Origin of the sequence: Desulforapulum autotrophicum HRM2 (assembly GCF_000020365.1) — a bacterium.
Lineage (GTDB): Bacteria > Desulfobacterota > Desulfobacteria > Desulfobacterales > Desulfobacteraceae > Desulforapulum > Desulforapulum autotrophicum.
Window position 1 is genome coordinate 4270760 of sequence record NC_012108.1, and the last position, 26292, is coordinate 4297051.

Consider the following 26292-nt stretch of genomic DNA (forward strand, 5'->3'; position numbering starts at 1 on the left):
GCCATGATCTGAAAAAGACTGCCTTGTGCAATTATATAAGTATAACTTCAGCTATGATTGATTTTATATAATTATACTTATTTATAAATCCCCGCTATGATTGCAGCATAAAACAGTTAACAAACATCAACAGGAGGTCGCTATGCTGGAATCAAAACAACACGCCCATTTGGGGTATAGCCCCGATTTCTACATTTCCAACCCGATCAATGATCTGGTTAGAAAAGGCCTGGGAGACCTTGTTTGCTGGTTGCTTCCTGAAGATACAACAGACAAGGCAGGCCCCGGCCGGAACCGTTCAATCGACCTGAACACAGCTCATACCGGCAGTGTTGGCAAGACGATGTTCTGGATCGTTGTGTCCATAGGCATTTCTTTGGCAATGGGACAATTAAAGTAGCGATCCCATCAACCCCTTAAACCTCCAGATAAAAGGCCGTGATGAATATTGAGATTATGCCGTTGGCAGCGTTTATCCTGGTGGCAACATTTACCCCGGGACCGGGTAATATTACAAGTGCTGCCATGGGCATGATCTACGGTTACAGGCGCACCCTGGGATTCTTGGCAGGGATTGTAACGGGCTACCTGATGATCATGCTGCTGTGTGCGTTTCTTTCCAGCACACTGCTGGTAATTATTCCATCAGTTGAGCCGGTACTGCGTTTAGCCGGTGCCGGCTATATCCTCTGGCTGGCAGTGGGTACCGCCCGTGCCACCTATAATTTTTCCTCGGAAAACAAGCCCCCGATGCGCTTTAAACACGGATTCTGGCTCCAGGCGCTTAACCCAAAAGCGATAGTTTTCGGCCTCACCCTGTACACAACATTCCTGTCGGGTATCACAGACCGGCCCATCATTCTTGCAATCTCCACCTTTGTTCTGGCGACCGTCACTTTTTTTTCTGTTTCACTCTGGGCTTTTGGAGGGTTCCAGGTCCAGGGATATCTTCATTTGGAGCATATCAGAAAAGGGGTCAACTTTGTTTTATTCTCCCTGCTCGTCTATTGTGCCGTAACCCTGTCTGGTGTCATTTAAAAAAATAGGACCACGGTTAATCTCCGAAACTGATCCCCAGCGCCCTGGCTGTCATCACCAGTTCTCCAGCAGGATCCACCCGGCGAATTTTATTGATGGCATCCTTCAAGGTGACCGGGCCCATCATTCCATTTTCCTTTAATGCCACCATAAACCCAAATTGTTTCTGGACAATCATTTGGAAGGCGTGAACACCAAACCTTGTGCACAATTGTCTGTCCCACTGGGTGGGCTGGCCTCCTCGCTGTAAGTGTCCCAAAACCACACACCGGGTCTCTTTTTGGGATTGGCTTTCAATTTCCATGGCAACCATGTGTCCGATGCCACCTAAACGAACCTCCCGGTCATTTCCGGTTTTGTTTGAAGTGACAAATCCTTTCCCCCCAGGGGCTGCTCCCTCAGCAACGATAACAATGGTGAAATGCTTTCCTTCTGCTTCCCTTGACAAAATTTTTCTTTGGATTGAATCATAGGTGAAGCCAATTTCGGGGATCAATATGACATCTGCCCCCCCTGCTAATCCGGCATAGGCGGCAATCCATCCGGCATATCGGCCCATGACTTCCAGAACCATGACCCGGTTGTGGCTCTGGGCCGTGCTATGAAGCCGGTCCAAGGCATCCACAGCACAGGCCACGGCCGTATCGAATCCAAAGGTCGTCTGGGTGGCATCCAGATCATTATCAATGGTCTTGGGAACCCCCACAACCGGAAACCCCATCTCAAACATCTGCTGGGCAATGGTAAGGGTGCCGTCACCGCCAATGGCCACAAGAGCAGAAATATCCATGGCATCAAAATTGGTTTTAGCCTCGTCCAATATCTTTTGGGGAACCCGTCTTGTTTGACCATGACCGGTTTTCGCGGAAAATCGACCACTGTTGGCCGTGCCCAATATCGTGCCGCCCCGGATGAGCAGACCGTCCATATCTTTAAGGGCCAGGGGCACAGCCTTAACCGGGGTGAGCAGTCCGTCAAACCCGCCATGGATTCCCAGACATTCCCAGCCGTAAAGTGCGCCCGCTTTTACAAGGGCTCTAATAACCGCATTCAGGCCAGGACAGTCTCCACCCCCTGTCACAATGCCGATCTTTTTTGTCGTTTTTTTTATCATCCAAGTTTCCTGAAATTTAGTGAAATGAATGTGGTTTAATTGTATGTTATTTGTGGAAAATATATCATGAAATTTGAATTTTACCTATTCTTTTGCCCGGCTGACATTATGATTTGGACAAGGCCGATTATCTGCTGGGCCACAATATCATCCGGCATACCCGCAAACTTATCGTGGCCGAACAAAAACCCATGTTTGGGCGAAAAGATAATCGGCCGTGAGAAAGCGCTATTGAACCACCCCCGTCTCCTTTAATCCCTTAATATCACGGGCATCATATCCCAACCCCCGAAGGATGGAATCGGTATGCTCTCCCTTGTCTGCCCCCGGGGTGCGGGTCCCGGGACGGCATTTTCCAAAGCTGGCCGTATAGCCCGGCAGGTTCACCTCGCCCAGGCCAGGGTATTGGGCCGGGCGAACATAGGCGTTGGCTTTTGCCTGGATATCATTCTCCACATCGGTCACTTTCTGGATGGGGGCAAACATAAGCCTGGCCGCCATGAAATCCGCCATCCACTCATCACGGGACCGGGTGGTAAAAATGTCGTCGAACCGGGCGATCAGTTTATCGGAGGTAACAGGCCCCCCCTTTTCATCGGTGAATTCCGGATCAAGGACAAATTCCGGAACGCCCATGATCCGGCAGAAGGTTTCCCAGTACTTCTCCTCTGGATGGTGGGTACACATCACCCATTGACCATCCCCGCAGCAGAACACATTCCGCAACGGAGAATGATGGGAACGGTCCGCCGACACACAGGGGTCGATTTTTAAGGTGTTGGCCAGCATCAGGTTGATGTGCTGAAGCCATAATGACGTCCCATACAATGAGACATGGATTTCCTGGGAAATACCCTGGCGCTCCCTGGCGAGCAGGGCCGCGAGTATGGCGTGGGAAAGGCTGATGGCTGTGGCCTGGTCAAGCAGGCCGATCTGCAATGGTGCAGGCAACTCTCCGCCAGTGGTAAACATCAAACCGGAGCAGGCCTGCCCAAGGGGATCAAAAGCGCCGATGTCCTGGAGAGGACCTTCCTGGCCATAACCGGAAACACTGGCATGGATGATCCTGGGATTGAGTGTGCAAATGGAAGTGTAGTCCAGTTTCATCTTTTGGACGGTGCTCTTGCGAAGGTTGGTAATGAAAACATCCGCATCCCGGATCAACCGGTTAAAAATCTTCCGGCCCGATTCAGCCTTGATGTCCAGGCAGATATTTTTCTTGTTCCGGTTGGACACTTCAAAGGTCATGCTCCGTCCATCGGGTCCGGCCATATCCACTGCCCCCACCTGGGTCCAGTAGCGGATTCCGTCTCCCACCGGGTCTTCCACCTTGATCACCTCTGCACCCAGATCGCCCAATATGGCCCCGCCCCCCGGCCCTGCGTGGAATACGCCATACTCAACGACCTTTATCCCTTCCAGGGGCAGAGGGGCGCCATCCCGGCTGTCCCTGTCATGGTACTTTATTTCCATCCACCGCCTCCTCTATTCAAATGAATCAAATCCTGATTTATCTATCAGCTGGTCAATCCTAAATCAAGCGCTTATTACGGGCGTGTGGAAAACCATGTTGGAGATTGGACTGTGGTGATTTATATTGTGATTTACACGGGTCTGTTGTGAAATCTACAGGCATGGGGACCTTTGACTGTCCTTGTAAATACAGACAATTTTGTCCTTTTTGTCATCAGAAACATGATCGGGTTCGGGTCTGAAAAAAAAGAACGAATAGTTAAGACATTGACCATTTATTGCTTTATTAATTTATTTATTGTATAAGCACTTTGATAAAGGAGTGTGTATGGAGCAGCAAAAACAGAAATGTATTCAGCAAATTGTCGCCTCAGTGCGTCAAGTGTTCCGGTCCGTGTATCTCGATTCGGCAAGGACCGGCCGGAAATTCGGAGTCAGTGGATCGCAGATGCAGGTGTTACGCAATCTGCTTATTTACGGTTCCCTTTCTTCTGTGGAATTGAGCCGGAAAATGTTTGTCACGGCAGCAAATATGACCGGAATCATTGACCGTCTGGAGAACAAGGGCGTGGTGAATAGAAAGCGCAAACCAGGCGACAGGCGGGTAGTTCTGATCTCCCTGACCGAATCAGGACAGAAGCTCGCCGGATCACTGCCCGATCCTGTGGAAAAAAAACTTCTTCAGGGGCTGCGGAACAGACCCTATGGGGAAATGGTCCGCATCGCTGAATCCATGGCAACACTCCTTGAACTTGTCGATGCCGAAGAGATTGAAGATTCTCCCCGGGCGGTTTCCATTGAGGACTCGCCAAGTGCAGGAGAGAAATCAAAACCTTAACCAAGGAGTTATGCATGTCTATCACGTCACAAACCCGCAACTGTATGTATGTACTAATAATGGGACTTATCCTCACACTGGCCCTGCCAGCTTCCGGCCTGGCCAGGCGAATTGTTTTTGCCGATTTAAGCTGGGACAGTGTTCAAGTGCACAACCAGATCGCAGGTTTTATTTTGGAGCACGGGTACGATTATGATGTCGAATACATGCCCGGGGAGACTATTCCACTGTTTACCGGACTGATGCGGGGAAATGTTGACGTGAACATGGAATCCTGGACCGAAAATATCCAGGAAGTGTACGATAAAGCCATGAAACAGAAAAAAATCATGGATCTTGGATCAAACTTTCCAGACAGCTGGCAGGGTTGGCTGGTGCCCACCTACATGATCAAAGGCGATCCCTCCCGGGGCATCGAGCCCGTTGCTCCGGATCTGAAAAGTGTCACGGATCTGCCCAGATACTGGGAACTGTTCAAGGACCCGGAAGAGCCTTCCAAAGGACGATTTTATAATTCCATTGCAGGGTGGAAAGTGACGGATATCAATAGCCAGAAACTCAAAGCCTATGGCCTTGACACCTATTATTCAGATTTCATCCCCGGTTCCGATGCCGCACTTTCCGGCTCCATGGCATCCGCCCATGCCAAGGGTCGTCCCTGGGTCGGATATTATTGGGGGCCGACCTGGGTGCTCGGCAAATACGACATGACCCCCCTTGAAGAACCAGCCTTTGACCAGAAGGTGTGGGACGAGACCAAGGGGTGCGCCATGCCCTCCGTTCAAGTGAACATTCTGGTGAATGCCAAATTTGCCAAAAAGAATCCAGAAGCGGTCGCGGTATTGAAGGAATATGAGACATCCATGGCCCTGTGTAATGAACTTTTGGCCTATATGCGTGACAATAAAGCCGGTACCCAGGCTGCAGCTCTTTTCTTCCTGAAGAAACACAAAGAGCTGTGGGAAAACTGGGTCACTCCTGAAGCCGCAGGAAAAATCGAAGCGGCGCTGAACAAATAGGGGGGCTGCATGATATTACAATTTCCAACCCGCTTACAGGTTCCCCTGGATCGCTGGGTGGATGTGGCCATGGACTGGCTTCTTGAATATTGCGGAGATGCCTTTGAGATTCTGGGGAACTGGATTCTGGTGGGTCTGATGGCCCTGGAAAAATTTTTTGTCTGGCTACCCTGGCCCGTTCTGATCATCATTGTATTTCTGCTCGGATGGCGACTGGTGGGCAGGCTGCGTGACGGTCTGCTGCTGGCAACATTGCTGTTTCTGGTGGGATGTTTCGGTTACTGGGATCTGGCCATGATGACTTTGGCCCTGATCATGGCTTCGGTGTCCGTTTCACTGGTTATCGGCATACCCACCGGAATACTCATGGCTGCAAGTGACAGGTTCTCCAAGGTGCTTAAGCCGATTCTGGACGGAATGCAGACCATGCCAAGCTTTGTGTATCTCATTCCGGCCATGATGCTTTTCGGCCTGGGCAAGGTTCCGGCCCTGTTCGCCACGATCATCTATGCAGTTCCACCGGTGATCCGGCTGACAAATGTCGGCATCCGGGAGGTGGACCCGAGTATTGTTGAGGCTGCCCATGCTTTTGGGGCCGATCCGTGGAAGGTTCTCACCTCTGTGGAACTGCCCCTGGCCCGTCCTTCCATCATGGTCGGTATCAACCAAACCACCATGATGGCTCTGTCCATGGTGGTCATCGCCTCCATGATCGGAGCTAGAGGACTTGGCCTGGAAGTGCTTCTGGCTATTAATCGGATCGAAATCGGCCGTGGAGTTAAAGCCGGTATGGCCATCGTGTTTCTGGCTATTATCGTGGACCGGATCACCGCAGCCATGGCTGCTGAACGACGCATGCGCAAGGGAGGCGGTTCATGAGCAAACTCTGCATCAAAAATGTGAGTAAGATCTTTGGCCCAGACCCCCAAAAAGCCCTCAGGCTTCTGGACAAGGGACTTGGAAAGGATGAAATCCTGGCCAAAACAGGTAACACCGTAGGAGTGAACCGGGTTTCTTTTGAGGTGGAAGAGGGAGAAATCGTGGTGGTCATGGGGTTGTCCGGCAGCGGCAAGTCCACCCTGGTCAGATGTCTAAACCGGCTTATACAGCCCACCGAGGGCCAAATTTTTGTGGACGGCGAGGACCTGACGGAACTTGCGCCAAAACAGCTCCGCAAGGTACGGGCGCTCAAACTGGGTATGGTCTTTCAAAACTTTGCTTTGCTTCCCCACAAGACCATTGTCCGGAATGTGGAATACGGCCTGGAAATTTCCAAGGTTCCGGCCGTACAGCGACGGGAAACCGCCCTGCAGGTTTTAGAGCAGGTCGGACTCAGCGGATGGGAAGATTCCTATCCGGGCCAGCTTTCCGGAGGCATGCAACAGCGAGTCGGCCTGGCCCGTGCTCTGGCCTCAAACCCGGATGTCTTACTCATGGACGAGGCCTTCAGTGCTCTTGATCCCCTTATCCGTTCGGACATGCAGGACGAACTCATCGCTCTGCAGGAAAAGATGCACAAAACCATCGTGTTCATCTCCCACGATCTTGACGAGGCCCTTAAACTAGGTGATCGCATCGTGCTAATGAAGGACGGCGAAGTGGTTCAGATAGGAACGCCTGAGGATATCTTGACCAACCCTGCCGACGACTACGTGGCCCGGTTTGTGGCCGATGTGGATGTAAGCAAGGTGCTCACCGCCGGATCGATCATGGAAAAATCCAGAGCTGTGGCCCATATCGGTACGGACGGACCCAGGGCTGCTTTACGGAAAATGAAAAAACACACCATTTCTTCTCTGTTTGTTTTGAGCCGGGAACATACCCTCCTCGGTGTGGTCCTGATCGAAGATGTGGCTGCCATGATCGGGACAGGAGATCGGGATCTGAATTCAATCCTGATCCACGACCTGCGTACCGTATCTGAGGATACCCCGGCCACGGAACTGTTCGAGCCCCTTAAGGACAGCCGTTTCCCCCTGGCAGTGGTGGACGACACCAACCGGCTCAAGGGGGTGATCGTTCGCGGGCAGTTGATCGCTGCGGTTGCCGAACGGGGAACAGGGCCCGGGGAGTGATCGGGAAGACCTGTTTGCGTGTCATTAGGATCCCCTGACATTGTATTCTTTTTGTCACTCGTCGTTACAATCTACCCCCCACGAAGAATTTTTTGAAGGGAATAAAAATGATCTGAAAAAATCTAATATTGTCTTGAAGAGAACAACCCAAACGGCCGTCCAGAATTCCATTTCTGGACGGCCGTTTTGACTGGGTGTGGGAATGGGTGAATCGATAAAACAGCACATTATGATCTGCACAAACACCTTTGAGAACCTTAAAAAATATGGACCACCCATTTTACGGCAAGAAAGAGGGTGACCATCAGCGCCGTACCGCCACCGATGTTGAGCAGCCAGCCGTTCTTGTTTTCTCTGGCCCAGGATTTGTCATTGAGTAATTTCATAAAGATTGCCACAAACAGCGGGGTTCCCACAAAAGACAAGGCCAGCATGAGCATCAGAAGCGCCACTGGTTTTCCGGGTAGAAAGGCCCCAGGCAAGGCAATGAGGCACCCGGCAAGAATAATCCCCCTGTATTTCTTTCCCCCGGATTTTAAATCCCACCGCATTTTATCCCCGACAACATAGGATGCCGCAATAAAGGTAGGCATAATGGTTGAAAAAACGGCGCACCAGATACCCAGGCAGAAAAAGCCATGGGCATATTCTCCCAGAATCGGCTTGATGGCATTGGCCATCTCAAAAAGGGTGGATACTTGGATACCAGCAGGGTTGAGTACGCATGCACCGGTGAGGTAAATGGCCGTACAATAGAGGCCAAAGGCACCCAGGAGCGAAACGGCCGTGTCGGCCAGGGCCAGATTCAGATCCTTTGTCGTCCATCCCCTTTCATGGACGGTATAGGTCTGCATGGAGAGTATGGTCACATGGATGGATCCCCCCATGATGGCCGTCATCATCACGATTTCAGCCGGGCCAAAATTGGCAAAATCCGGAACAAGTCCCCCCATCATCGCACCCAGATCAGGTCGTGCAATAAAAAGGGTGGCAATAAAACAGATGACCAGGAGGGAAACCACCACCTTACAGATCTTTTCAATAATTTTATAGCCCCCCAGGGCAACCAGTCCATAAAAAACAGCCACGAAAAAAACGCCCCACAGTGAGGAAGTCAAGCCGGTTACAAATTCCGTCACCGCCACCAGGACCTTCAACAGAACCACATTGCAAAGCCAGATAACCACAAGGGCATCCAAGGCCACAAACCAGGCCAGACCCTTGCCCCATTTTTCTTCAACAATGGAGACAATGCCCTTGCCGCCAATCAATGCGGTTTTCGCTGCCATATACTGGCAGACAAAGGCCAGCACAACACTCAAGACAATGACCCACAAAAATCCATAACCGTAAATGCCGCCGGCTTTGGCAACACTTAATGTGGTACCGGGGCCTGCTGCCACGGCGCTGATGAGCCATGCAGGGCCAAAGCCAGACAACATCCCTTGAATGCGTGATTTTTTTATTTTTTCAACATGTTCCATGGTTTTTCCAAATTATTCTTGATTATATTCTTGTTTAATTGGGCTGGGGCCCCCCTGCCCGTCCATCACAAACGAATCCGTGGCACGACCAGGTTTCCGGATGATATCTCAGGATGCCGTGGATTCCACCTTCAGCCGTGCCGCCAGGTTTTTTTCGTTCATATTGTACAGAGCGTCCATGAAATGGGGCATGAAAGTGCCAGGCCCCGAGGCCTTTTCCGCGGCAAGCTCACCGGCAATGGCGGCAACGGCAGATGCAGCAACGGCCGCGTCAAAACCATTGTCCGTCACGGCATAAAAGGCCGCGGTCAGGGCCGAAAGGATACACCCTGTTCCGGTGACGGAATTCATCAGGGGGGTGCCATTGTCAAGGATCATCCGCCGGCCCGGAGCCAGGATCATATCTTTTTGTCCGCTGACGATGAGAGATGACGCTGAAACCAGAATGGACGGCCAACCGGGTTCGTCGGTCCCGGTTTCTTCACCGTCTCCATGGGTTCGGCCATGCCCCGCCAGGATCTGCCTGGCATGTTCCAGATCCAGGGTGTTGTCAATGCCCCTTGTTGTGTAATTTGTACCTGTGAGGGAACAGACCTCCGAGGCATTGCCCCGGATTATCTTGCGGGGGGCAAGGGCGAAAAGGGCCTTGGCAATACCGGTCCTGTAGGCACCGGCACCGGATCCAACAGGATCTAACACAACGGGTTTATCCATCCTGGCGGCCAGGGTCATGAGGGTTTTCATCACCTCAATCCGCCCTTTAACCGGGGTACCCATGTTAATGCACAGGGCATCTGAAATTTTTGACATGTAGGCGGCGTCCTCCTGGGCCCAGGACATGGTGGGAGATGCTCCCAGGGCCAGCAGGGCATTGGCCGTCTGATTCATTACCACGAAATTTGTGACCACATGGACCAGGGGTTTCTGGTCACGGATTCTGGCGCACAGCTCGAAAATACCATGGACCAGGGTTTGGTGTTCAATCATAGAATTTCCATTAACAAAGGATAACGTCGGATTATTTCCTTCATTATCCATAAATATTTAAATCATTAAATATGGGGAACAGGATGGAATAAAGACAAGAGACCGTTGTAAGTTTCAGAAAAATCGGCACTGGAGCAGGCCATTTTTTAGGGCCATCTCCCATGCTTATTTGAAAATTCACAAAGGAAATGGACAGAAACTCACAAGGAAGATATCATTTGAAAAATAAATATCAGCTTCCCTACGTCGGAATTATCCGCATCAGGTTCCAAGGGACAGGATCATTACAATCCTTCTCAGCCACTGTCAGCGCCCCCAGCAAACACAATTTTTAACCTTGAGATTATGGCCATTAGGAAAACACTTGTCAACCCATTTAATAAGCCCTCCCCCTAAAGTAAATTCCGATCAGATTCGCAATTATTCTAAATCCATTTCTCAAATCCTCGAAATTCGTTGTTCTCAAACCTGCAAATCCGGGCAGGCCCTCCGTTAATCCCCAGGGAAGATAGGGCCATATTTAAATACGATATCAATGTCTTACTCAATTAAGAAAGCAAATAGAAACCCCTCCGACGACAATGGCACGACCATTGCTATCCCAGGTATAAGGAACAACATTAACCCACGCAGAAGAGGAATGACCATGGCCCCAACCCGCCCAGGAAACAAACAACCGACTGCGATAAAACCGCCCAGGGATGCAGGGGTAAACCCGGGCATTTCTGAAGAACTTCTAAAGACAAGGGCCTATTTCAACCGGCTGAAAATCCGCCTGGGTCTGGGCGTTCTGGCCTGCTTCATCATTCCCCATGTGCTTCTTTCCGTCTATTTCCACTGTCAGTTTACAACGGCATTGAAAAAAACAGGCAAGATCAACATCGAGGCCCTGGCAAAGAGCCAGCGCAACATTGTGGATCTGTTCTTAAGGGAACGGGAGATGAACCTTCGTAACCTGTTTTACTCACGGGAATTCACCCCCGACCCCACCGACCAGAAGATGCTCTACTTTCTTCAGACCCTGAACCACTTCAGCGATGCCTTTGTGGACGTAGGGTTTTTAAACCACCTGGGCGTCCAGACTGGCTATGCAGGACCTTTTCCAGCCCTTCTCAACAAAAACTACCGAAAGGAAGCATGGTTTTCCACCCTTTTGGCCCAGGAAAAAGATTATGTGATCACAAACGTCTATCTTGGATTCAGAAACAAACCCCACTTTACCATCGCCGTAAAGCTAACCATTAACAACCGTGTCTGCATCATGCGATCCACCCTGGACCCAGACAAGTTCTACATGTTTTTAAGATCCATCGGCAAGGTCAGTGAGGTTGAGACCACCCTTGTGAACCAGGCAGGAACCTACCAGCTTGTGGACCCCTTAAAGGCCAATGTTCTTGAACGTTCCACCTACCTTCCCCCCAGGGATGTTCCCACCGGAATCTATGAGATCAAAGATGAAAACGGGGTGATGCTCACGGCCCATGCCTGGCTCACCGAAGCCCCTTGGGCACTGATCATCAGCCAGCCCCTCAAAATCATCCACGCCCAGATGTACAAGACCCGCAACGCCATGATCATCAACCTATCCATTATCACGATTTTTCTGGCACTTGTGATCTGGATCACGGCAAGCCGCCTCATGAACCGGGCCCAGAGAATAGCCGAAGAGAGCATTCAGCTCCAGACCCAGCTCATCCATGCCTCAAAGCTTGCCTCGGTGGGTGAACTTGCCACAGGCGTGGCCCATGAAATCAACAATCCCCTTGCCATCATCACCTCCACGGTGGGCGTGGTCCGGGATATGCTCAATCCTGAATTCAACCTGGATTCAAGCCCAGGGGCCATTGTCAAAGAACTTAAAACCATTGAGTCAGCAGCCTTCAGGGCCAGCAGAATCACCCGGCAACTCCTGGACTTTGGCAGAAAGAACGAGCCCAAGAAGGAAATGCACAACATCAACAACATCCTTGAAACGGTGCGCCATGGCCTCACAAAACACCGCTTTGACCTTGCCGACATCAAAATTGAAACAAACTATGCCCAGAACCTTCCCGACATCAAAATTGATGCAGACCAGATCTCCCAGGTTTTTCTAAACCTTCTCAACAATGCCGAGGACGCCATCAAAGACAAAGGCACCATCACCATCTCCACGGACTTTGACAATGAGTTCGTTCGAGTCATGATCCAGGACACAGGAGAAGGCATGCCTTTGGAACGAATCAAGGAAATCTTCAATCCCTTTTACACGACCAAAGAGGCCGGGAAGGGTACAGGCCTGGGGCTTAGTATTTCCCTTGGAATCATTAACGCCATGAAAGGCACCATTGAAGTCCAGAGTCTGCCCGGCAAGGGCAGTCTCTTTACCATCTCTCTGCCGGCTGACACCACCAAGTCAGACCCAAAAACAAACAACCATGACAGGGGAGAAAAAAGATGAACGTCCTTCTGGTTGACGACGAAGATCAGTTCCGAACAGCCGTTGCAAGACAGCTGACAGTGAGAGGCTACACCGTCCATGAGGCCGGAACCGGTGAACAGGGGATAGCCATTGCCCAGGAAACCCGGCTGGACCTGGTTATCCTTGACATGCGGCTACCCGGAATCAATGGAACAGCGACACTCAAGGAAATCAAACGGATATCTCCCCTGACCGAGGTGATCATGCTCACCGGCCAGGCAACGGTCAAGGCGGCCATGGAAGCTATCACCCTGGGGGCCTTTGACTACATGACAAAACCCATGGGGATTGATGAACTGATCTACAAGATGGAAGATGCCTATAAAAAAAGACAATTGGCCACACAGAAGATAAAGGCCACAGGGCCATTGGACAAAAAACAATAAACCGATCAATCAACCCTAAAAGGAGCAACAGCAATGAATTTTTTTAAACAATGGGGCAAATTCATGATCCAGGGATCAAGATACTATGCCCAATGGGAAATCAGTAATGCCGCCACCATCCTTAACAGCAGACGAAGAACCGCCATTCTGGTCCTTCTGCTGATACCGGCCATCATCGGAGGCATTGTGTTTGCTGAGGATATCAGTACGGCCATGCCCGACCTCATCGGAGGCCACAACGCCTACAGTCCCTCCTACTACAGCCTTGGGATCTTTGTGGTTTCAATCTTTGTGGGACTGCTTGCAGGGCTCATCACCGGCTGCATCGGCGCAGGCGGCGGATTCATCATCGCCCCGGCCCTGATGAGCGCCGGCATCAAGGGTATCCTTGCCGTTGGAACTGATCTTTTCCACATCTTTGCCAAGGCCATCATGGGCAGCGTGATCCACAGGAAACTGGGTAATGTAAGCGTTCCACTGGCCTTTGTCTTTGTCATCGGAGCCCTCATGGGGGCCACAGGCGGCGGACTCCTGAACCGCTATCTCTACGAGCTCAACCCGGTATTGAGCGACGCCTTTATCAGCACCGTCTACGTCTTTATGCTGGGTTTTCTTGGCATCTATGCCCTCACCGATTTCCTGAGAACCATGAGCCCAGGCAAGGCATCAGGGGAAACAGGTGGCGACACCATGGGCGGACTGCCCAGAAAACTTCAGTCCATCTCCCTTCCCCCCATGATCAAGTTTGATTTTGAGATCACCCCGGGCGGCAGAAGCATCTCATGGCTCTTTCTTGTGATGTCGGGTGTCCTTGTGGGCCTTGCCGCCGGTATCATGGGTGTTGGCGGCGGATTTCTCACCTTTCCCATCTTTGTCTATGTCATGGGTGTGTCTTCCATGACCACCGTTGGAACGGACATCTTCCAGATCATATTCACGGCAGGCTATGCTTCGATCACCCAATACGCCATCTATGGATTCATCTTTTACACCCTTGCCATCGGCATGCTCCTTGGCTCCCTTGTGGGTATCCAGATCGGGGCCATGGTGACCAAGGTGGTGAGCGATATCACCATCAGGGGATTTTATGCCATTGCCATCCTGTCCGGCTTTGTTAACCGGCTATTTTCCCTGCCCATCAAACTTGCCAACATGGAGATCATCTCCCTGTCCCAGGAGACCGGGGCCATGCTCAACAGAATCGGCACCTGGGCATTTTTCATTGTGATCGGAATCTTCGGCATATGGGTCTTTTCAGTCTTTTTCAGGAATCTAAAAACCCTCAGGGGCAAGGAGGTGCGGTCATGATCGCAAAAAAAAGAGAATTTTATATTGGGGTCATCATGTTAACGGGATTTGCAGTGATCCTTGCAATTCTCTTCTCCCCCATTTACAATGGTAAAAACGGGCTCTGTTTTCTTGACAACATGTTCAACTCCATGTCCAAGGGATCAGCCTACTATATTCCGGCCATGAAGGTCGAAGCAGACAACCTTACCGGCAAAACAATCAACCTTAACCTGAGCATGGACAAGGCAGCCCAGGGAGAAATCATATCCAAACTCCTTGACCGGGCCAATGCCAACCTGTCAACGGCAGGCACGGCCTTTATCATCACAGCAGATCTTGGCCAGCTCCTTAACACCTGTTTAACCGATGCCGACGCCATGTACAACAACGATGGGGCAACGGTCCAACAGCGGTACCAGATAAACGAGCGGGTTGTTCTCTTTAACTGGTACCAGCTGTTGAAAAAGGTGGAAAAGAACCTGACCAAACAGAAGATGTTCAAGGAGGCCAAGGCGGTTTCCCTGGTGAACCAGAAGGCCGTTGAAACAGCCTACAACTACTACAAAGTCGAGGCAAAATCCGTCAAGGCCAGTGCCTTCATGCTCGGTCTTGCCCTGGTATTTTATGTGATCTACACCCTGTGGTATGGGTTTGGCATCATGTTTGTATTTGAAGGGCTTGGCATGCAGATTGAGCATTAACCATTAAACCCATAATCAGGACAGCTTGAAATGATGGTCAAATTCATGGTCAACCGGATAAAGGAACGTATGGACTGGCTCTTTAAGCGAGAGAGCCCCACCGCTTCAGCCAATGCAGAGGAACTGCGGCTTAACTTCAAGTCCAGGTATCATTGTTTCAAGCTGCTCCTGAACGCCAACAATCGCTGCCTTGAGGGCATGGCCGAAATGGAGCAGGCCCTTAAGGGAGGAAAGACCTTTGGCATGAGCTTTGTCCGGACCCTTTGCACGGCCATCTCGGTCAACGTGCTCACCATGGTCAAAAACCTGCAGCAGCTTGCCCCGGGGAGATACCTGGAGCTTAGCCCCAGATTTGACCAGATACAGGCGGCCCTTGAGCTTCTTTTCAACCCCATCGCCCAGACCGGGGAAACAAGACTTGTCATCCCCTTTGACGACATCGGCCAGGAGATGGCAAATGTGGTGGGCGGGAAAATGGCAAAACTGGGGGAGATCAAAAACAAACTTGGCATCAACGTGCCCCGGGGGTTTGTCATCACCGCCACAGCCTATGAACGCTTTATCCAATCCAACGACCTCCAGGACGAGATCGATACGATCACCCAGTCTGCAGGGGCAGACGACCTCAAGGAACTGGACATCATCAGCGCCCGGATCCAGCAGATGATCATCAATTCCACCATGCTCCCCGAGCTTAAAGCAGCCGTGGAACAAAACTGGGAGGCCCTTGAGCAAGAGACCGGCCACCCCCTTCCCCTTGCCATCCGAAGCAGCGCCCTTTGCGAAGACAGCCTGGACAGTTCCTTTGCCGGTCAGTATCGAAGCGAGCTCAACGTGGACAAGGACAGCTTCAATCAGGTTTACAAAGAGGTGGTGGCAAGCAAGTACAGTGTCCAGGCCATGACCTACCGGTTCAACAAAGGGTTCAGGGACCAGGATATCGCCATGTGCACGGGCTGCATGGAGATGGTCGATGCGGTTGCGGGGGGGGTGGTTTATACCTGCAATCCCCTGGACGCCGACGATAATTCGCTGTTCATCAATGCCGTTTGGGGACTGCCAAAGCTTGTGGTCGACGGAAGCGATTCGTTTGACCTCTTCACTTTTTCACGCACACCTGGGTTAACCATTGTGAAAAGGCAGATTAACAATAAAAAAATCCAGTACATCTGTTCAAGGGAATGCGGCATAGAAAAGGTTGAGGTACCCCCACAAGAGCAGCTGACCCCCTCCATCAACGACACGACAGCCATGGACCTGGCAAAAATTGCCTTGGACATTGAACAATACTACAAATTTGCCCAGGACATTGAATGGGCACTTTCTAAAAGTGGCCAGCTCTACATTCTCCAGTGCCGCCCCCTCAAACAGATGGTCAGAACAAAGGCACTTCCCCCATTGACGGATCTTGAAGCGCCCCTGCTCACGGGCGGTATCACGGCAAGCCCGGGAGCCGCAACAGGTACGGTTTACCGTGCCACAAGGGATGCGGACATTCTATGGTTTCCGGAAAACGCCATACTGGTGGTGGAACAGGCAAGACCCCGGTGGGCCCCGCTCCTCAACAGAGCCGCAGGCATCATCGCAGAACAGGGCGGCTTTGCGGGCCATCTGGCCAATGTGGCTAGGGAATTTTCAGTTCCGGCCATCATGAACATTTCCAAGGCCATGGAAACCCTGGAGCAAGGAGAAACCATCACCATGGATGCGGACGCCTGCGCCGTGTTTAAAGGCAGGCAGGACACCATTCTCAGCAGAAAACCCATGGCCCAGCAAAATCTCATGCGCCAGAGCAGCGTATTTCGGCTCCTCGAGCAGACAAGTTCCCTCATTGTGCCGTTGAACCTCATCGACCCGGACGCCAATGATTTCCGTCCTTCATCGTGCCGGACCCTCCACGACATCACCCGGTTTGTCCACGAACGATCGGTCCATGAGATGTTCAACTTTGGCAGCAACAACAATTTTCCAGAGCATTCCAGCAAACAGCTATACTACCATGTTCCCCTCAACTGGTGGATCCTAAACCTGGACGACGGTTTTACCACCAAGGTAGCTGGCCCCCACGTGCGCCTCAACCAGATCGCATCCTACCCAATGCTCGCCTTTTGGGAAGGATTTATCCTGGTTCCCTGGGACGGACCGCCCCCTGTGGACTCAAAGGGACTGATGTCCGTCATGTTCCGGTCAACCATGAATCCGGCCCTGGTACCGGGCGTAAAATCAAAATATGCAGACAAAAACTACTTCATGGTATCAAAAAACTATTGCAGTCTCAGTTCAAGGCTTGGTTACCACTTCGCCACCATGGAGGCCCTGGTGAGCGGACGGGCCTCCGAAGACTACATCAGCTTCCAGTTCAAGGGAGGGGCGGCAGACTACGACCGGAGAATCAAGCGGGTTGAATTTATCCAGGAGATCCTTGAGGACTACGATTTCTCGGTTGTTGTCCGGGAGGACACCCTAAGTGCCCGCATGGAGGGAAAGGGCACACAGGTGCTCAAAACCCGCCTTATGATACTCGGATATCTAAGTCTGCACACCCGGCAGATCGACATGATCATGTCCAACACCAGCCGGGTAAAATTTTACAGGGAGAAAATTGGAAGGGATATTGACGAAAAAATCATAGCACCACACTTTAACCCACAGGAAAATGAAGAGGAGGCGTAACATGGATAACATCACCATCAATCTTTTAGTTGTAGACGACGAGGAAGAATTCCTCGATTCCATCACCCGAAGTCTTTCAGTTCGAAATTTTAAGGTCGTTGCCGTAAACAGGGGAGAAAAGGCCATTGAAGCGGTCAAGGCCCATGATGTTGACGTGGCACTGGTGGACCTCAAAATGCCGGGCATAAACGGCGAGGAAACCCTAGCTGCCCTTAAAAAGGAGAAGGAAGGACTTGAGGTAATTATTCTCACCGGCCACGGTACCATCGACTCAGCCATTGAATGCACAAGGATCGGGGCCTTTGCCTTTCTCCAGAAACCATGTGAGCTCAAAGAACTGCTCGACACCCTGCACAGGGCCTATGAAAAGAAACAGAAAAACATTGAAGCAATCAACGAACAACGAATCAAAGGAATCCTTAAGTCAAAGGCATGAGGCTTGTCATCCCCATGACAGTGGATCTTCCCGACCCGGTTTCCCTGGGCAGGGAAGATCCCGGGGGATATGGACGCAAGGGGCAGGGGCAGTGACTATGAATGTATTCAAAAGACTCAAACGATTAAAAACTCTTCTTATTGACGATGACGAATGGATCAGAGACGCCATGTCCATCTTTTTTGCAAGCGAGGGGTGTGCCCTTCAAGCCCTTGAAACCGCAGAAGAGGCCTTGCAGATCTGCACCCGGGATCACTTTGATATCGTTATTGTCGACTACATGCTGCCGGGAATGAACGGAATAAATTTTGTATTGGCCCTGGACAAATTATCCATGGATTCAAAATCCGCCCCCCCAAAACCCATGGTCAAAATTCTCATCACAGCCCATGGGGAAGATGAGATCGTAACCCTTGCAAAGGCGGCCGGGTTCCATGAAATCATCCACAAGCCCTTTACCCCGGAAGCCATTGAAAACGTCATCAAGGATCAGATTTCAAACATGGAGGCGGATTATTGATCAACCACCTACCCGGAAAAAAGCACAAGCCGACCATTGAGGTATTAAAGGCCGCTCTTTCCCAGGAATAAAGGATTACCGAACAGAAAATTGCTGCCCGGACAATCATGGGGTAAGGGCCCAATGCCTGAATTCAAGCCCTTTAGTCCATGCAAAAAGACATTAAACAGCACCGTAATGTCCTGAGCTTCATATATTGCCTGGCCAAGTTCATCTTCAAAGGTGAGCCGGGCCACTTCGTGTATCCATGCATTGGTCAACATCCAGGCATCGGCCCGATCCACTCCTGACACCCACATGTCTGATCCCCCATTAACAAAATGGCCGTCCCAGCCGTCAAGAAGGTTCATTGCCGCAACACGTTCATCCGTTCTATTCTCGGCAACGGCTGCCGTGAAACGATCTTCCACAAAAAACCATGGATTTCCGCCACTGCGTATGGAATCGGTAGCGGCTATATTTAAGGCCAGATCCCGGATCTCTTCAAACGTTAGATTGTCATGACTGTCAAGGTATTCATGAATCACATGGGGAGTTTTACATACCCCCCCCCCCTGGCAGACACAAGGAATCCCACACGACCTATTGATCAAATACCCGTCCGGGAAAACGCACCAGCTGATCAATGTTTGCCTTGCGGATCTTGCTGTCCTGATTCTCCTTTTCCTGATATGCCTTGGTGATCTTTTCACACAGGTCTTCAAACCGGGCCGGTTTGAGCACATAGTCAAATGCCCCGAGCTTCATTCCCTCAACACTTGACTCCACGGTTCCATGGCCAGTGAGCAAAATCACCTGGGCAAGGGGCCGGAGACGCTTTATCTCCTGGAGGGTGTCAATGCCGTCCATGCCGCCGGCCATCTTGATATCCAGAAGAATAACGTCAAAGGCGCTCTCCTTGATTTTTTCCACGGCCGCTTCCCCGCTTGACACCCCGACAGTGTTGATCCCTTTTTTATTGAGCCGTTTTATAATGGTTTCGAGAAAATCGATCTCATCATCAACCACCAGCACTTTAATTTCCATAACATCCTCCTCTATGCAATCGTTTTTTTCGAAACTGTCAGGGGCAGAACAACGGTGAAACAGGTTCCCCGTCCCTGACCGCTCTCCACCTGGATGGTTCCGCCCAAACGTTCAACTATGGTGTAGGTAATGGACAGCCCCAGCCCCGTCCCCTTGTTGACCGCCTTGGTGGTGAAAAACGGATCAAAAATTTTCTTTTTAAGGGTTTCTGGAATCCCCCTGCCAGTGTCCGTGATATGAATCACCAGGGTATCTGTTTTTGCAAGGGTTTCCACCGTGATCGTTCCCTGTCGTTCAATGGCGTCAACGGCATTGTTCAAAATATTCAAAAACACCTGCTGAAGCTGGGACTGATCACTCATGATCTCGGGGATGGATTCGTCAAATCGGGTCTCAATCCTGATGTCGTTGATCCCGGCGTGGTAATCCAGGAACTCCAGGGTCTTTTTAAGCACCTGGTTGACATCCACCCGCTCCATAACCGGTTCCATACTCCTTGCAAATCCCAGCATATTGTGAGTTACCTTGGCGGCCCGTTCCACATGCTCTTCAATCTTTTCAAGAGCCTGATCATACTCCTTGAAATTTTCACTGTTGCGAAATGCTTCGTCCTCCAGAAGGTCCCGCATCCAACCCGCCTTTGCCGCGATAATTCCCAGGGGGTTGTTAATTTCATGGGCCACACCTGCCGCCATCTTGCCAAGGGCCGCCATCTTGTCGGCCTGGATGAGCTGGGCATTGAGTTCCTTTAACTGTCTTTCACGTTCCTGGAGTTTATTCACGCTCATACCCGTTGTAACGACCGTTGTCAACACAATGGCCAAAGCTGCAATGAAAAACATTGCAATTTCCTGGGGGCTTATGCCGGACAACGAGGGGATATTCTCGTCCAGGTCCTGCCGGACGATGAACAGCCAGTTATTTTTATTGATCCATCGACCGGCATAAACCACGCCATGGTCCGGCTTTTCCATGTTTTTCACCATGGTGGTACCGGCCCCGAAACGGGCCGGATCTATTTCACAAATGGTAAGGATTTCTTTTTTGTGAAACCGCGGCCGGCTCTGGTAAACGCCCTGGCGGTTAATGATAAAGGCGTCTCCGGTTCTGCCGGTCTGGGCCGTGGTGACAAGGCGTGCAAAAATTTCAGGGTCGATGGTGGCCCTTAGCACCCAGTCTCCAGCAGGGTCACTTGCCTTTACTGCAATGACAAAATGGGGAATCTGTCGGAAACCCATGTACACATCGCTCACGTAAATGCCCTTGACCATGACCAGATTGAACCATACTTGGTCCCTGTAGTTGAGCCCCTCCAGGTTGTAGGGTCCCACATAGGCCAAATGATCCCCCTGATTGTTTATCACCCCTATATCCACAAGACCGCCGCCGGTCTGGGCGTTTATGGTCTCAAACAATGCCCTTAAATGAACAGGTTCCCTGTAAAAGGCAAGGGTTCCTGATTGGGCAATGGCCGACAGAATCACCTTACGCTCTTCCAGAAAAAGATCCAGGCTCTGGGAACAGGTTGCAACCCTTGAAACCAGATCCTGCTCAACCCGCTGGAAAAAGGCCCTGGCAAAACCATAGTAAAGTGTGTACCCGAGCAATGCCAGGGGAACAAAGGAAATCAACAGGGTAGTGAAAACAATCTTCTGGCGAAACACCTGATAACCTGGTTTATTCATAGTATAAACGCTCCACACCCCATCAAAGCCCAGGCATAGAGAAACCCCATGCATATGACCCAGAAGGGCACCCCATATTTTAAGAAATCAACCACTCTGAGCAGGCGGTCACCGGTTTCAGGATCCCGGCCCATGCCAAAGCAGATGGCATTGTTCGGGCTTCCAAACACGAGACAATGGGCAAAGGACGAGGCAAAGGCACAACCCAGCCCCAGGGTCCAGGGGTCCATTTGCCCCAGGGCGCCCATGGGAAGCACCACCGGTCCCAGGGCCGAAATAACCACCCCATCTCCCATAAAATTAGTCAGGATACCGGCCATGACGGCAACGACCATGAAAAGCCCGTCCCCCTGGGTCATGAACCCGGGAACCATGGAAAATAATGATCTTGCAACCCACAATGCTCCCCCCGTAAACTGCAACCCAGCACCCATGGCACAGGCGGCACCATAGAGACCGACCACATCAAGGGCAACCTCTTTCTGAAGATCCTCCCAGGTGACAATACGAAAGACGATCATGGCAAAAACAGCTCCAAGGGCCGGGCCCCCAAGTCCGTAGTGCTGCCCGGGGAAGACCATGACAAGAATCATGGACACAAGAACCAGGCCCATCACGGCCTCCCTGCCCCCAAACTTTGGAAGCCTTTCCCTCTCCTGCTGAATTAACCGGCCCAGGTCCACAAGGGTCACCCGGCACCTGGGCTTTAAAACAAGATAGAGATAAAGGCCAAGGACGAACGACAGGGCCATGGCAAAGGGAACCCCCCGGGTCATCCACCCGGCAAAGGAAATGGGTGCACCCTGGTCCGAGAGATAGCCCATCATCAGGGCGTTCCAGCCACCTGCCGCAGGAGAAACCACGCCCCCGATGTTTCCGGCATAGGCAAGCCCCAGGAGCAGAAGCATGGCAAGGGGTCTGTCTTGATCCACACCATGGGCCCTGCAGCTCACCTTGTACACCCCCATGAGCATGGGAATCAAGATTGCCACAAGGGCGTGGCCCGATACAAATCCGGCACAGAGGGTAACCAGGGGCAAGAAAAACAAGCAGATCCCACCCATACTCCGGACCCGGGCAAGAAGCATGAGTCCCAAACGCCGGTCTAACCCTGTTTTCGAGACCCCCACGGCAACGGCAAGGACACCCAGGATAAAAAAGACCTCATCCTTTAAATAGGCCCTGGCAATATCATTGGGGGGAAGGATACAAAAAACATACATGAGAACCACGACCAGGAGGTCTGTACCACCCATGGAAATCGCCTCAGTTCCCCAGAAAAGCACAGCCACGATCAGAATGCCCACCATGACCATGGCACGCCGGGCCACCTTCTCCCCTGCCATGGAAGGGGAGGTCCCTTCGGCAGAGGCGGTGGGCGAAAGCCTTTGATTCACAGTCTCCATGATGGTGGAGCAGCCCGGAGCAAGTCCATACCCCACAGGCGCTCGTTCGCTGACCAAGGTCATAAGACCCGGGGGGATGGTAAACAACGCCGTGAATGCGAGGATCACCCCGCCCAGCAACAGGATACAGGGTTTAAATCCCGGCCGGCTCTGCCACCATGCACGGGTCTTGGACGGACTGACCATTGTGGCTGATTTCATTGATTTCTCCTTTTGGTAGCCTGGGGGACATTTTCAATATTTTTTTTGTGCAAGGGGTGTGCCATTGCAGTCAATGGCATTAATTTTGCTGACGTATAGATTGCAGCAAACAGATATCAACGAATAAAGCCAATAGGGACAAGGAGATATAATGCTGAATACACGCCTGATGATAGTAGATGATGAAGAACGATTTCTGAAAACAACAAAGGGCCTTATGGAAAAAAGAAAATGCATTGTTTCCACAGCCTTGAGTGGGATCGAGGCCCTTGAGATTCTTGCCAAACAAGAGATGGATGTGGTGATCCTGGATGTGAAAATGCCGGGAATGGACGGGGTTGAGGTGCTGCGCAGGATAAAACAGACCCATCCCCTGGTTGAGGTGATCATGCTCACGGGCCACTCAACCACAGAATCAGCAGTTGAGGGAATGAAGCTCGGGGCCTTTGACTATCTTTTAAAACCCTGTGACATCAATATCCTCTTTAGCAAGGTCATGGAGGCAGTAGACAAGAAACAGACCAGGGAACAACAGATGAACCAGGGGGGGAAGGACCGTTGATCAAAGCCCAATTGTCAAACATCCTTTTACCTTTTGTAAAAACAGCTGACAGCCCGGAGAACCAGGAACTTAAATCAATGCAGTCGCCCGGAAATCTGCACAACAGGGAAAGAAAAGGATTAAATGAGTCCTTGTTATTTTTTTCAAACTCGACGGAACAGTTGGCACTGCCCTTGCACTTTAACTTTTTCATAATTTGACCCTATTAATGGAGCCGGAACTTGAAACAAGACAAACCTAACACCATCAAACGAATGCTCGTTTTCCGTCTGCTCATGCTTCCCATGGTGGTCCTGCTGCTGGTATGTGCCACCATCGCCTTTTACCTCATCAACTACTCAGGGAACCAGATAAAGAATGAGCTCATGCGTACGGCAGCAGATCACAGGAATCTGATTGACTGTTTCTTTGCTGAAAAAAAAGCCACCCTTAAATTCATCATTGAATCAAACACACTGGCCTCAATGTCAGACAACACCTTTCTCAAGAAGCTGTTAAAGAACCTCCAGACCGAGTCAAAGGCATTTGTGGACCTGGGAGTCTTTGATGAAAATGGAAACCACCTGGCCTATGCCGGTCCCTATGACCTTGCCGGAAAAAACTATGGAGATACGCCCTGGTTCAAGGGGTTGAGGGACAAGGGGGTTTATATCTCAGACGAATTTATGGGATTCAGAAACGTTCCCCATTTTATTATTGCCGTCAAACGCATGGACAACAGCAGAACCTGGTATGTACGTGCCACCATAGACACCTATTTTTTCAACGACCTTGTTGAGAATATAAGGATCGGCAAAACAGGCGAAGCCTATATTGTCAACAGCAACGGCATTTTCCAGACTCGACGACGATCCGGCGGACGCCTCATGGAGCAGGACACAGAATTCAATCTCTACACCACGGCCAAACACGCGGCCGCCTCCTTCTGTGCCGGCGGCCGTTTCAATCTCGAGCATCTTTACGCGGCCGTTCCCCTGAAACAGAAGAACTGGACCCTGGTGGTCCGCCAGGCCACAACCGACGCCTTTGCCCCCATTGCCATCTCAGCCCTCATCTCGTTTCTCATCATTGCGGGCGGTGGGGCTGCCGTTGCCGTCACCGGTTATATCATGGCGTCCAATATGGCCAACCGCCTGAAAATTGCAGATGTTGAAAAACGGGAGATGACCACCCAGCTTATCATTGCCGGCAAGCTTGCCGAAGTCGGTGAAATGAGCACCGGCATTGCCCATGAAATCAACAACCCCCTCCAGATCATGAAGGCGGAACTTGCAATGATTGAAGAGTTGTTCATGGATCTTGTCCCCCTTATGGATAAGGGCGCCGAAGAGATCATGGCCCAGGTAAAGGATTCCTTCGATCAGATCGGCATTCAAATCCAGCGATGCGCCACCATTACCCGGGGTCTGCTCAACTTTGCCAGAAAAACAGACCATAAGCTGACCCCGGTCAAAATCCAGACCCTTCTTCCCCAGATCGTCCAGATGGTGGACCACCGGGCAAGGGTCGAAGATATTCGCATCGTCCAGGAGATGGACCCGGATCTTCCCGAAATCATGAGCGATGCAAACCAGCTCCAGCAGGTATTTTTAAACCTTCTCAACAACTCGATCTACGCCCTTGAACAGCGGTCCCAGGGTGAAATCCGCATCAATGCCGTAAAAAACAGTGCAGACATAATAATCCGCTTCAGCGACAACGGGTGCGGTTTTTCCAGGGAGACCATGGAAAAAGCGTTTTTACCGTTTTTTACCACAAAGCCCGTGGGCAAGGGGACGGGTCTTGGGTTGAGCACTGTCTACGGCATCATCAAGGGGCTTGGCGGTGAAATCACCCTCACAAGCGAACTCAACCAGGGGTCGACCTTCACCATCCGCCTGCCCCTTAATGTCAAGGACCAAAGCCATGAAACGGCTTAAATAAGAGCAAACAACCAACAACTGACCAAGGAAAAAACAAAAAAGGAGACTCTCAACGATGTTAAAACAGATCAAAGTGCTCATGGTGGATGACGAGGAGCGATTCAGGGAGACGACATCGACCCTGCTGAAAAAAAGAGGCTTTATCACCACCATTGCCGCAAGTGGTGAAGCGGCCATCGAAGTCATTAAAAAGACCCCCCAGGATGTGGTGATCCTTGACATTCGAATGGGCGGGATGGACGGACACGAAGCCCTGGCCGAAATTAAACGTATTTCGCCTGCCACTGAGGTGATCATGCTCACGGGCCATGGCACCCCGGATTCGGCTGCCAAAGCACTGACCAAAGATGCCTTTGACTACCTCAACAAACCCTGCGACATTGACCTGCTGGCCATGAAGATCCAGGACGCCTACACGGCCCAAAAAATTGGAAAAAAACAACGGGACAAAAAGGTCAGTGACGTCATGCTGGGCATTGACGTTTATTCCACCATTACCATGGATGCAACCGTAAAAGAGGCCATGGAAAAACTCAACCTTTCGTTCAGAAGCTCAATTGCAAGCTCACGACTCATGGAGACAGGCCACCGTTCGCTGTTAATCTTTGACAACACCAACAAGGAACCCGTGGGCATCCTGTCCATCATGGATCTCCTAAAGGCGGTTCGACCAGCCTATTTATCCGCTCCCAAACCCTCAACAGCAGACAGCATGCAGTATTCCTCCATGTTCTGGGACGGCCTGTTCTACACCCAGACAAAGGCCATGGCCAACAAGAAGGTCAAGGATTTCATGGGGGACATGCCCCCCATGATTGATGAGGAGACCAACCTCATGGAGGTGGCCAACCTCATGGTCACCACTGGGTTGCGGCGCCTTATCGTTAAAAAGGACGGCCGGGTGACGGGCATCATCAGGGAACAGGACCTGTTCTTTGAAATGGCAAACATCATTCTATAGGGCCGGTCATCCAATGGGACGACTCGGGAAACAG

General features: G+C 51.2%; 24 protein-coding genes and 1 riboswitch. Of the genes, 16 read left to right on the plus strand and 8 right to left on the minus strand.

The window, feature by feature from the left end:
- Nucleotides 1–142 precede the first annotated feature (142 nt).
- Together HRM2_RS18760 and HRM2_RS18765 are read left to right on the plus strand one after the other, a co-directional pair.
- A complete protein-coding gene (locus tag HRM2_RS18760) occupies nucleotides 143–400 on the plus strand; it encodes a hypothetical protein (RefSeq protein ID WP_015905607.1) in 258 nt (85 codons plus the stop codon).
- A gap of 41 nt (nucleotides 401–441) precedes the next feature.
- On the plus strand, nucleotides 442–1038 hold the full coding sequence (locus tag HRM2_RS18765) for a LysE family translocator (RefSeq protein WP_015905608.1): 597 nt from the start codon (nucleotides 442–444) through the stop codon (nucleotides 1036–1038).
- A gap of 16 nt (nucleotides 1039–1054) precedes the next feature.
- On the opposite strand, the gene HRM2_RS18770 is transcribed toward HRM2_RS18765, so the two are convergent.
- Together HRM2_RS18770 and HRM2_RS18775 are read right to left on the minus strand one after the other, a co-directional pair.
- The gene (locus HRM2_RS18770; protein ID WP_015905609.1) at nucleotides 1055–2152 is read right to left on the minus strand and encodes a 6-phosphofructokinase; all 1098 of its coding nucleotides are present in this window, start codon (nucleotides 2150–2152) and stop codon (nucleotides 1055–1057) included.
- 228 nt (nucleotides 2153–2380) lie between these two features.
- Nucleotides 2381–3625, minus strand: coding sequence for a CaiB/BaiF CoA transferase family protein (locus HRM2_RS18775; protein ID WP_015905610.1), 1245 nt, complete (start codon nucleotides 3623–3625; stop codon nucleotides 2381–2383).
- Nucleotides 3626–3953: 328 nt separating this feature from the next.
- Between HRM2_RS18775 and HRM2_RS18780 the strand changes: the two genes are divergently transcribed.
- From HRM2_RS18780 to HRM2_RS18795, 4 genes are read left to right on the plus strand one after another with little or no spacing between them, the layout of a single operon-like run.
- Nucleotides 3954–4463: a MarR family winged helix-turn-helix transcriptional regulator gene (locus tag HRM2_RS18780; RefSeq protein ID WP_015905611.1), complete on the plus strand. Its 510-nt coding sequence runs from the start codon at nucleotides 3954–3956 to the stop codon at nucleotides 4461–4463.
- Nucleotides 4464–4477: 14 nt separating this feature from the next.
- Complete coding sequence (locus tag HRM2_RS18785; RefSeq protein WP_015905612.1) at nucleotides 4478–5482, plus strand: ABC transporter substrate-binding protein; 1005 nt, start codon at nucleotides 4478–4480, stop codon at nucleotides 5480–5482.
- 9 nt (nucleotides 5483–5491) lie between these two features.
- Entirely contained in the window at nucleotides 5492–6361 is an 870-nt protein-coding gene (locus HRM2_RS18790) for an ABC transporter permease (protein ID WP_015905613.1), read from the plus strand.
- A complete protein-coding gene (locus HRM2_RS18795; protein ID WP_015905614.1) occupies nucleotides 6358–7557 on the plus strand; it encodes a quaternary amine ABC transporter ATP-binding protein in 1200 nt (399 codons plus the stop codon). The genes HRM2_RS18790 and HRM2_RS18795 overlap by 4 nt, the downstream gene beginning before the upstream one ends.
- A 257-nt stretch (nucleotides 7558–7814) precedes the next feature.
- Here the strand turns inward: HRM2_RS18795 and HRM2_RS18800 are convergent, their stop codons facing one another.
- Together HRM2_RS18800 and HRM2_RS18805 are read right to left on the minus strand one after the other, a co-directional pair.
- The gene (locus tag HRM2_RS18800) at nucleotides 7815–9041 is read right to left on the minus strand and encodes an Nramp family divalent metal transporter (RefSeq protein ID WP_015905615.1); all 1227 of its coding nucleotides are present in this window, start codon (nucleotides 9039–9041) and stop codon (nucleotides 7815–7817) included.
- Between the two features lie 108 nt (nucleotides 9042–9149).
- Complete coding sequence (locus HRM2_RS18805) at nucleotides 9150–10028, minus strand: hydroxyethylthiazole kinase (protein WP_041273374.1); 879 nt, start codon at nucleotides 10026–10028, stop codon at nucleotides 9150–9152.
- Between the two features lie 221 nt (nucleotides 10029–10249).
- Nucleotides 10250–10355: riboswitch (TPP riboswitch) on the minus strand.
- A gap of 319 nt (nucleotides 10356–10674) precedes the next feature.
- Here HRM2_RS18805 and HRM2_RS18810 point away from each other — a divergent pair.
- From HRM2_RS18810 to HRM2_RS18840, 7 genes are all read left to right on the plus strand, one after another.
- Nucleotides 10675–12468, plus strand: coding sequence for a sensor histidine kinase (locus HRM2_RS18810; protein ID WP_015905617.1), 1794 nt, complete (start codon nucleotides 10675–10677; stop codon nucleotides 12466–12468).
- Nucleotides 12465–12875, plus strand: coding sequence for a response regulator (locus HRM2_RS18815; RefSeq protein ID WP_015905618.1), 411 nt, complete (start codon nucleotides 12465–12467; stop codon nucleotides 12873–12875). Before HRM2_RS18810 ends, HRM2_RS18815 begins: the two co-directional genes overlap by 4 nt.
- Before the next feature lie 33 nt (nucleotides 12876–12908).
- A complete protein-coding gene (locus HRM2_RS18820; RefSeq protein ID WP_015905619.1) occupies nucleotides 12909–14183 on the plus strand; it encodes a sulfite exporter TauE/SafE family protein in 1275 nt (424 codons plus the stop codon).
- Complete coding sequence (locus tag HRM2_RS18825; protein WP_015905620.1) at nucleotides 14180–14866, plus strand: hypothetical protein; 687 nt, start codon at nucleotides 14180–14182, stop codon at nucleotides 14864–14866. Before HRM2_RS18820 ends, HRM2_RS18825 begins: the two co-directional genes overlap by 4 nt.
- A gap of 30 nt (nucleotides 14867–14896) precedes the next feature.
- Complete coding sequence (locus HRM2_RS18830) at nucleotides 14897–17539, plus strand: PEP/pyruvate-binding domain-containing protein (RefSeq protein WP_015905621.1); 2643 nt, start codon at nucleotides 14897–14899, stop codon at nucleotides 17537–17539.
- Nucleotide 17540: 1 nt separating this feature from the next.
- A complete protein-coding gene (locus tag HRM2_RS18835; RefSeq protein WP_015905622.1) occupies nucleotides 17541–17975 on the plus strand; it encodes a response regulator in 435 nt (144 codons plus the stop codon).
- 97 nt (nucleotides 17976–18072) lie between these two features.
- Entirely contained in the window at nucleotides 18073–18495 is a 423-nt protein-coding gene (locus tag HRM2_RS18840) for a response regulator (protein ID WP_015905623.1), read from the plus strand.
- A gap of 44 nt (nucleotides 18496–18539) precedes the next feature.
- Here the strand turns inward: HRM2_RS18840 and HRM2_RS18845 are convergent, their stop codons facing one another.
- From HRM2_RS18845 to HRM2_RS18860, 4 genes are read right to left on the minus strand one after another with little or no spacing between them, the layout of a single operon-like run.
- Complete coding sequence (locus tag HRM2_RS18845; RefSeq protein ID WP_015905624.1) at nucleotides 18540–19022, minus strand: hypothetical protein; 483 nt, start codon at nucleotides 19020–19022, stop codon at nucleotides 18540–18542.
- A 55-nt stretch (nucleotides 19023–19077) separates the two neighbouring features.
- Entirely contained in the window at nucleotides 19078–19521 is a 444-nt protein-coding gene (locus tag HRM2_RS18850; protein WP_015905625.1) for a response regulator, read from the minus strand.
- Nucleotides 19522–19532: 11 nt separating this feature from the next.
- Nucleotides 19533–21206, minus strand: coding sequence for a sensor histidine kinase (locus tag HRM2_RS18855; protein WP_015905626.1), 1674 nt, complete (start codon nucleotides 21204–21206; stop codon nucleotides 19533–19535).
- The gene (locus tag HRM2_RS18860; protein WP_015905627.1) at nucleotides 21203–22813 is read right to left on the minus strand and encodes an SLC13 family permease; all 1611 of its coding nucleotides are present in this window, start codon (nucleotides 22811–22813) and stop codon (nucleotides 21203–21205) included. Before HRM2_RS18860 ends, HRM2_RS18855 begins: the two co-directional genes overlap by 4 nt.
- 151 nt (nucleotides 22814–22964) lie before the next feature.
- Here HRM2_RS18860 and HRM2_RS18865 point away from each other — a divergent pair, with 151 nt between their 5' ends.
- From HRM2_RS18865 to HRM2_RS18880, 3 genes are all read left to right on the plus strand, one after another.
- Nucleotides 22965–23375 (plus strand): response regulator, encoded by a 411-nt coding sequence (locus HRM2_RS18865; RefSeq protein ID WP_015905628.1) that lies wholly within the window; start codon nucleotides 22965–22967, stop codon nucleotides 23373–23375.
- Between the two features lie 221 nt (nucleotides 23376–23596).
- On the plus strand, nucleotides 23597–25294 hold the full coding sequence (locus tag HRM2_RS18875; RefSeq protein ID WP_015905629.1) for a sensor histidine kinase: 1698 nt from the start codon (nucleotides 23597–23599) through the stop codon (nucleotides 25292–25294).
- 58 nt (nucleotides 25295–25352) lie between these two features.
- The gene (locus tag HRM2_RS18880; RefSeq protein ID WP_015905630.1) at nucleotides 25353–26258 is read left to right on the plus strand and encodes a response regulator; all 906 of its coding nucleotides are present in this window, start codon (nucleotides 25353–25355) and stop codon (nucleotides 26256–26258) included.
- Nucleotides 26259–26292 lie beyond the last annotated feature (34 nt).

Excerpts from the sequence above, each read along its gene's own strand:
- HRM2_RS18825 (WP_015905620.1), top strand. The coding sequence starts at position 14,180 with ATGATCGCAAAAAAAAGAGAATTTTATATTGGGGTCATCATGTTAACG.
- HRM2_RS18835 (WP_015905622.1), top strand. The coding sequence starts at position 17,541 with ATGGATAACATCACCATCAATCTTTTAGTTGTAGACGACGAGGAAGAA.
- HRM2_RS18815 (WP_015905618.1), top strand. The coding sequence starts at position 12,465 with ATGAACGTCCTTCTGGTTGACGACGAAGATCAGTTCCGAACAGCCGTT.
- HRM2_RS18765 (WP_015905608.1), top strand. The coding sequence starts at position 442 with ATGAATATTGAGATTATGCCGTTGGCAGCGTTTATCCTGGTGGCAACA.
- HRM2_RS18830 (WP_015905621.1), top strand. The coding sequence starts at position 14,897 with ATGATGGTCAAATTCATGGTCAACCGGATAAAGGAACGTATGGACTGG.
- HRM2_RS18850 (WP_015905625.1), bottom strand. The coding sequence starts at position 19,521 with ATGGAAATTAAAGTGCTGGTGGTTGATGATGAGATCGATTTTCTCGAA.
- HRM2_RS18790 (WP_015905613.1), top strand. The coding sequence starts at position 5,492 with ATGATATTACAATTTCCAACCCGCTTACAGGTTCCCCTGGATCGCTGG.
- HRM2_RS18775 (WP_015905610.1), bottom strand. The coding sequence starts at position 3,625 with ATGGAAATAAAGTACCATGACAGGGACAGCCGGGATGGCGCCCCTCTG.
- HRM2_RS18820 (WP_015905619.1), top strand. The coding sequence starts at position 12,909 with ATGAATTTTTTTAAACAATGGGGCAAATTCATGATCCAGGGATCAAGA.
- HRM2_RS18855 (WP_015905626.1), bottom strand. The coding sequence starts at position 21,206 with ATGAATAAACCAGGTTATCAGGTGTTTCGCCAGAAGATTGTTTTCACT.
- HRM2_RS18800 (WP_015905615.1), bottom strand. The coding sequence starts at position 9,041 with ATGGAACATGTTGAAAAAATAAAAAAATCACGCATTCAAGGGATGTTG.
- HRM2_RS18770 (WP_015905609.1), bottom strand. The coding sequence starts at position 2,152 with ATGATAAAAAAAACGACAAAAAAGATCGGCATTGTGACAGGGGGTGGA.
- HRM2_RS18810 (WP_015905617.1), top strand. The coding sequence starts at position 10,675 with ATGGCCCCAACCCGCCCAGGAAACAAACAACCGACTGCGATAAAACCG.
- HRM2_RS18865 (WP_015905628.1), top strand. The coding sequence starts at position 22,965 with ATGCTGAATACACGCCTGATGATAGTAGATGATGAAGAACGATTTCTG.
- HRM2_RS18760 (WP_015905607.1), top strand. The coding sequence starts at position 143 with ATGCTGGAATCAAAACAACACGCCCATTTGGGGTATAGCCCCGATTTC.
- HRM2_RS18795 (WP_015905614.1), top strand. The coding sequence starts at position 6,358 with ATGAGCAAACTCTGCATCAAAAATGTGAGTAAGATCTTTGGCCCAGAC.
- HRM2_RS18805 (WP_041273374.1), bottom strand. The coding sequence starts at position 10,028 with ATGATTGAACACCAAACCCTGGTCCATGGTATTTTCGAGCTGTGCGCC.
- HRM2_RS18860 (WP_015905627.1), bottom strand. The coding sequence starts at position 22,813 with ATGAAATCAGCCACAATGGTCAGTCCGTCCAAGACCCGTGCATGGTGG.
- HRM2_RS18880 (WP_015905630.1), top strand. The coding sequence starts at position 25,353 with ATGTTAAAACAGATCAAAGTGCTCATGGTGGATGACGAGGAGCGATTC.
- HRM2_RS18785 (WP_015905612.1), top strand. The coding sequence starts at position 4,478 with ATGTCTATCACGTCACAAACCCGCAACTGTATGTATGTACTAATAATG.
- HRM2_RS18780 (WP_015905611.1), top strand. The coding sequence starts at position 3,954 with ATGGAGCAGCAAAAACAGAAATGTATTCAGCAAATTGTCGCCTCAGTG.
- HRM2_RS18840 (WP_015905623.1), top strand. The coding sequence starts at position 18,073 with ATGAATGTATTCAAAAGACTCAAACGATTAAAAACTCTTCTTATTGAC.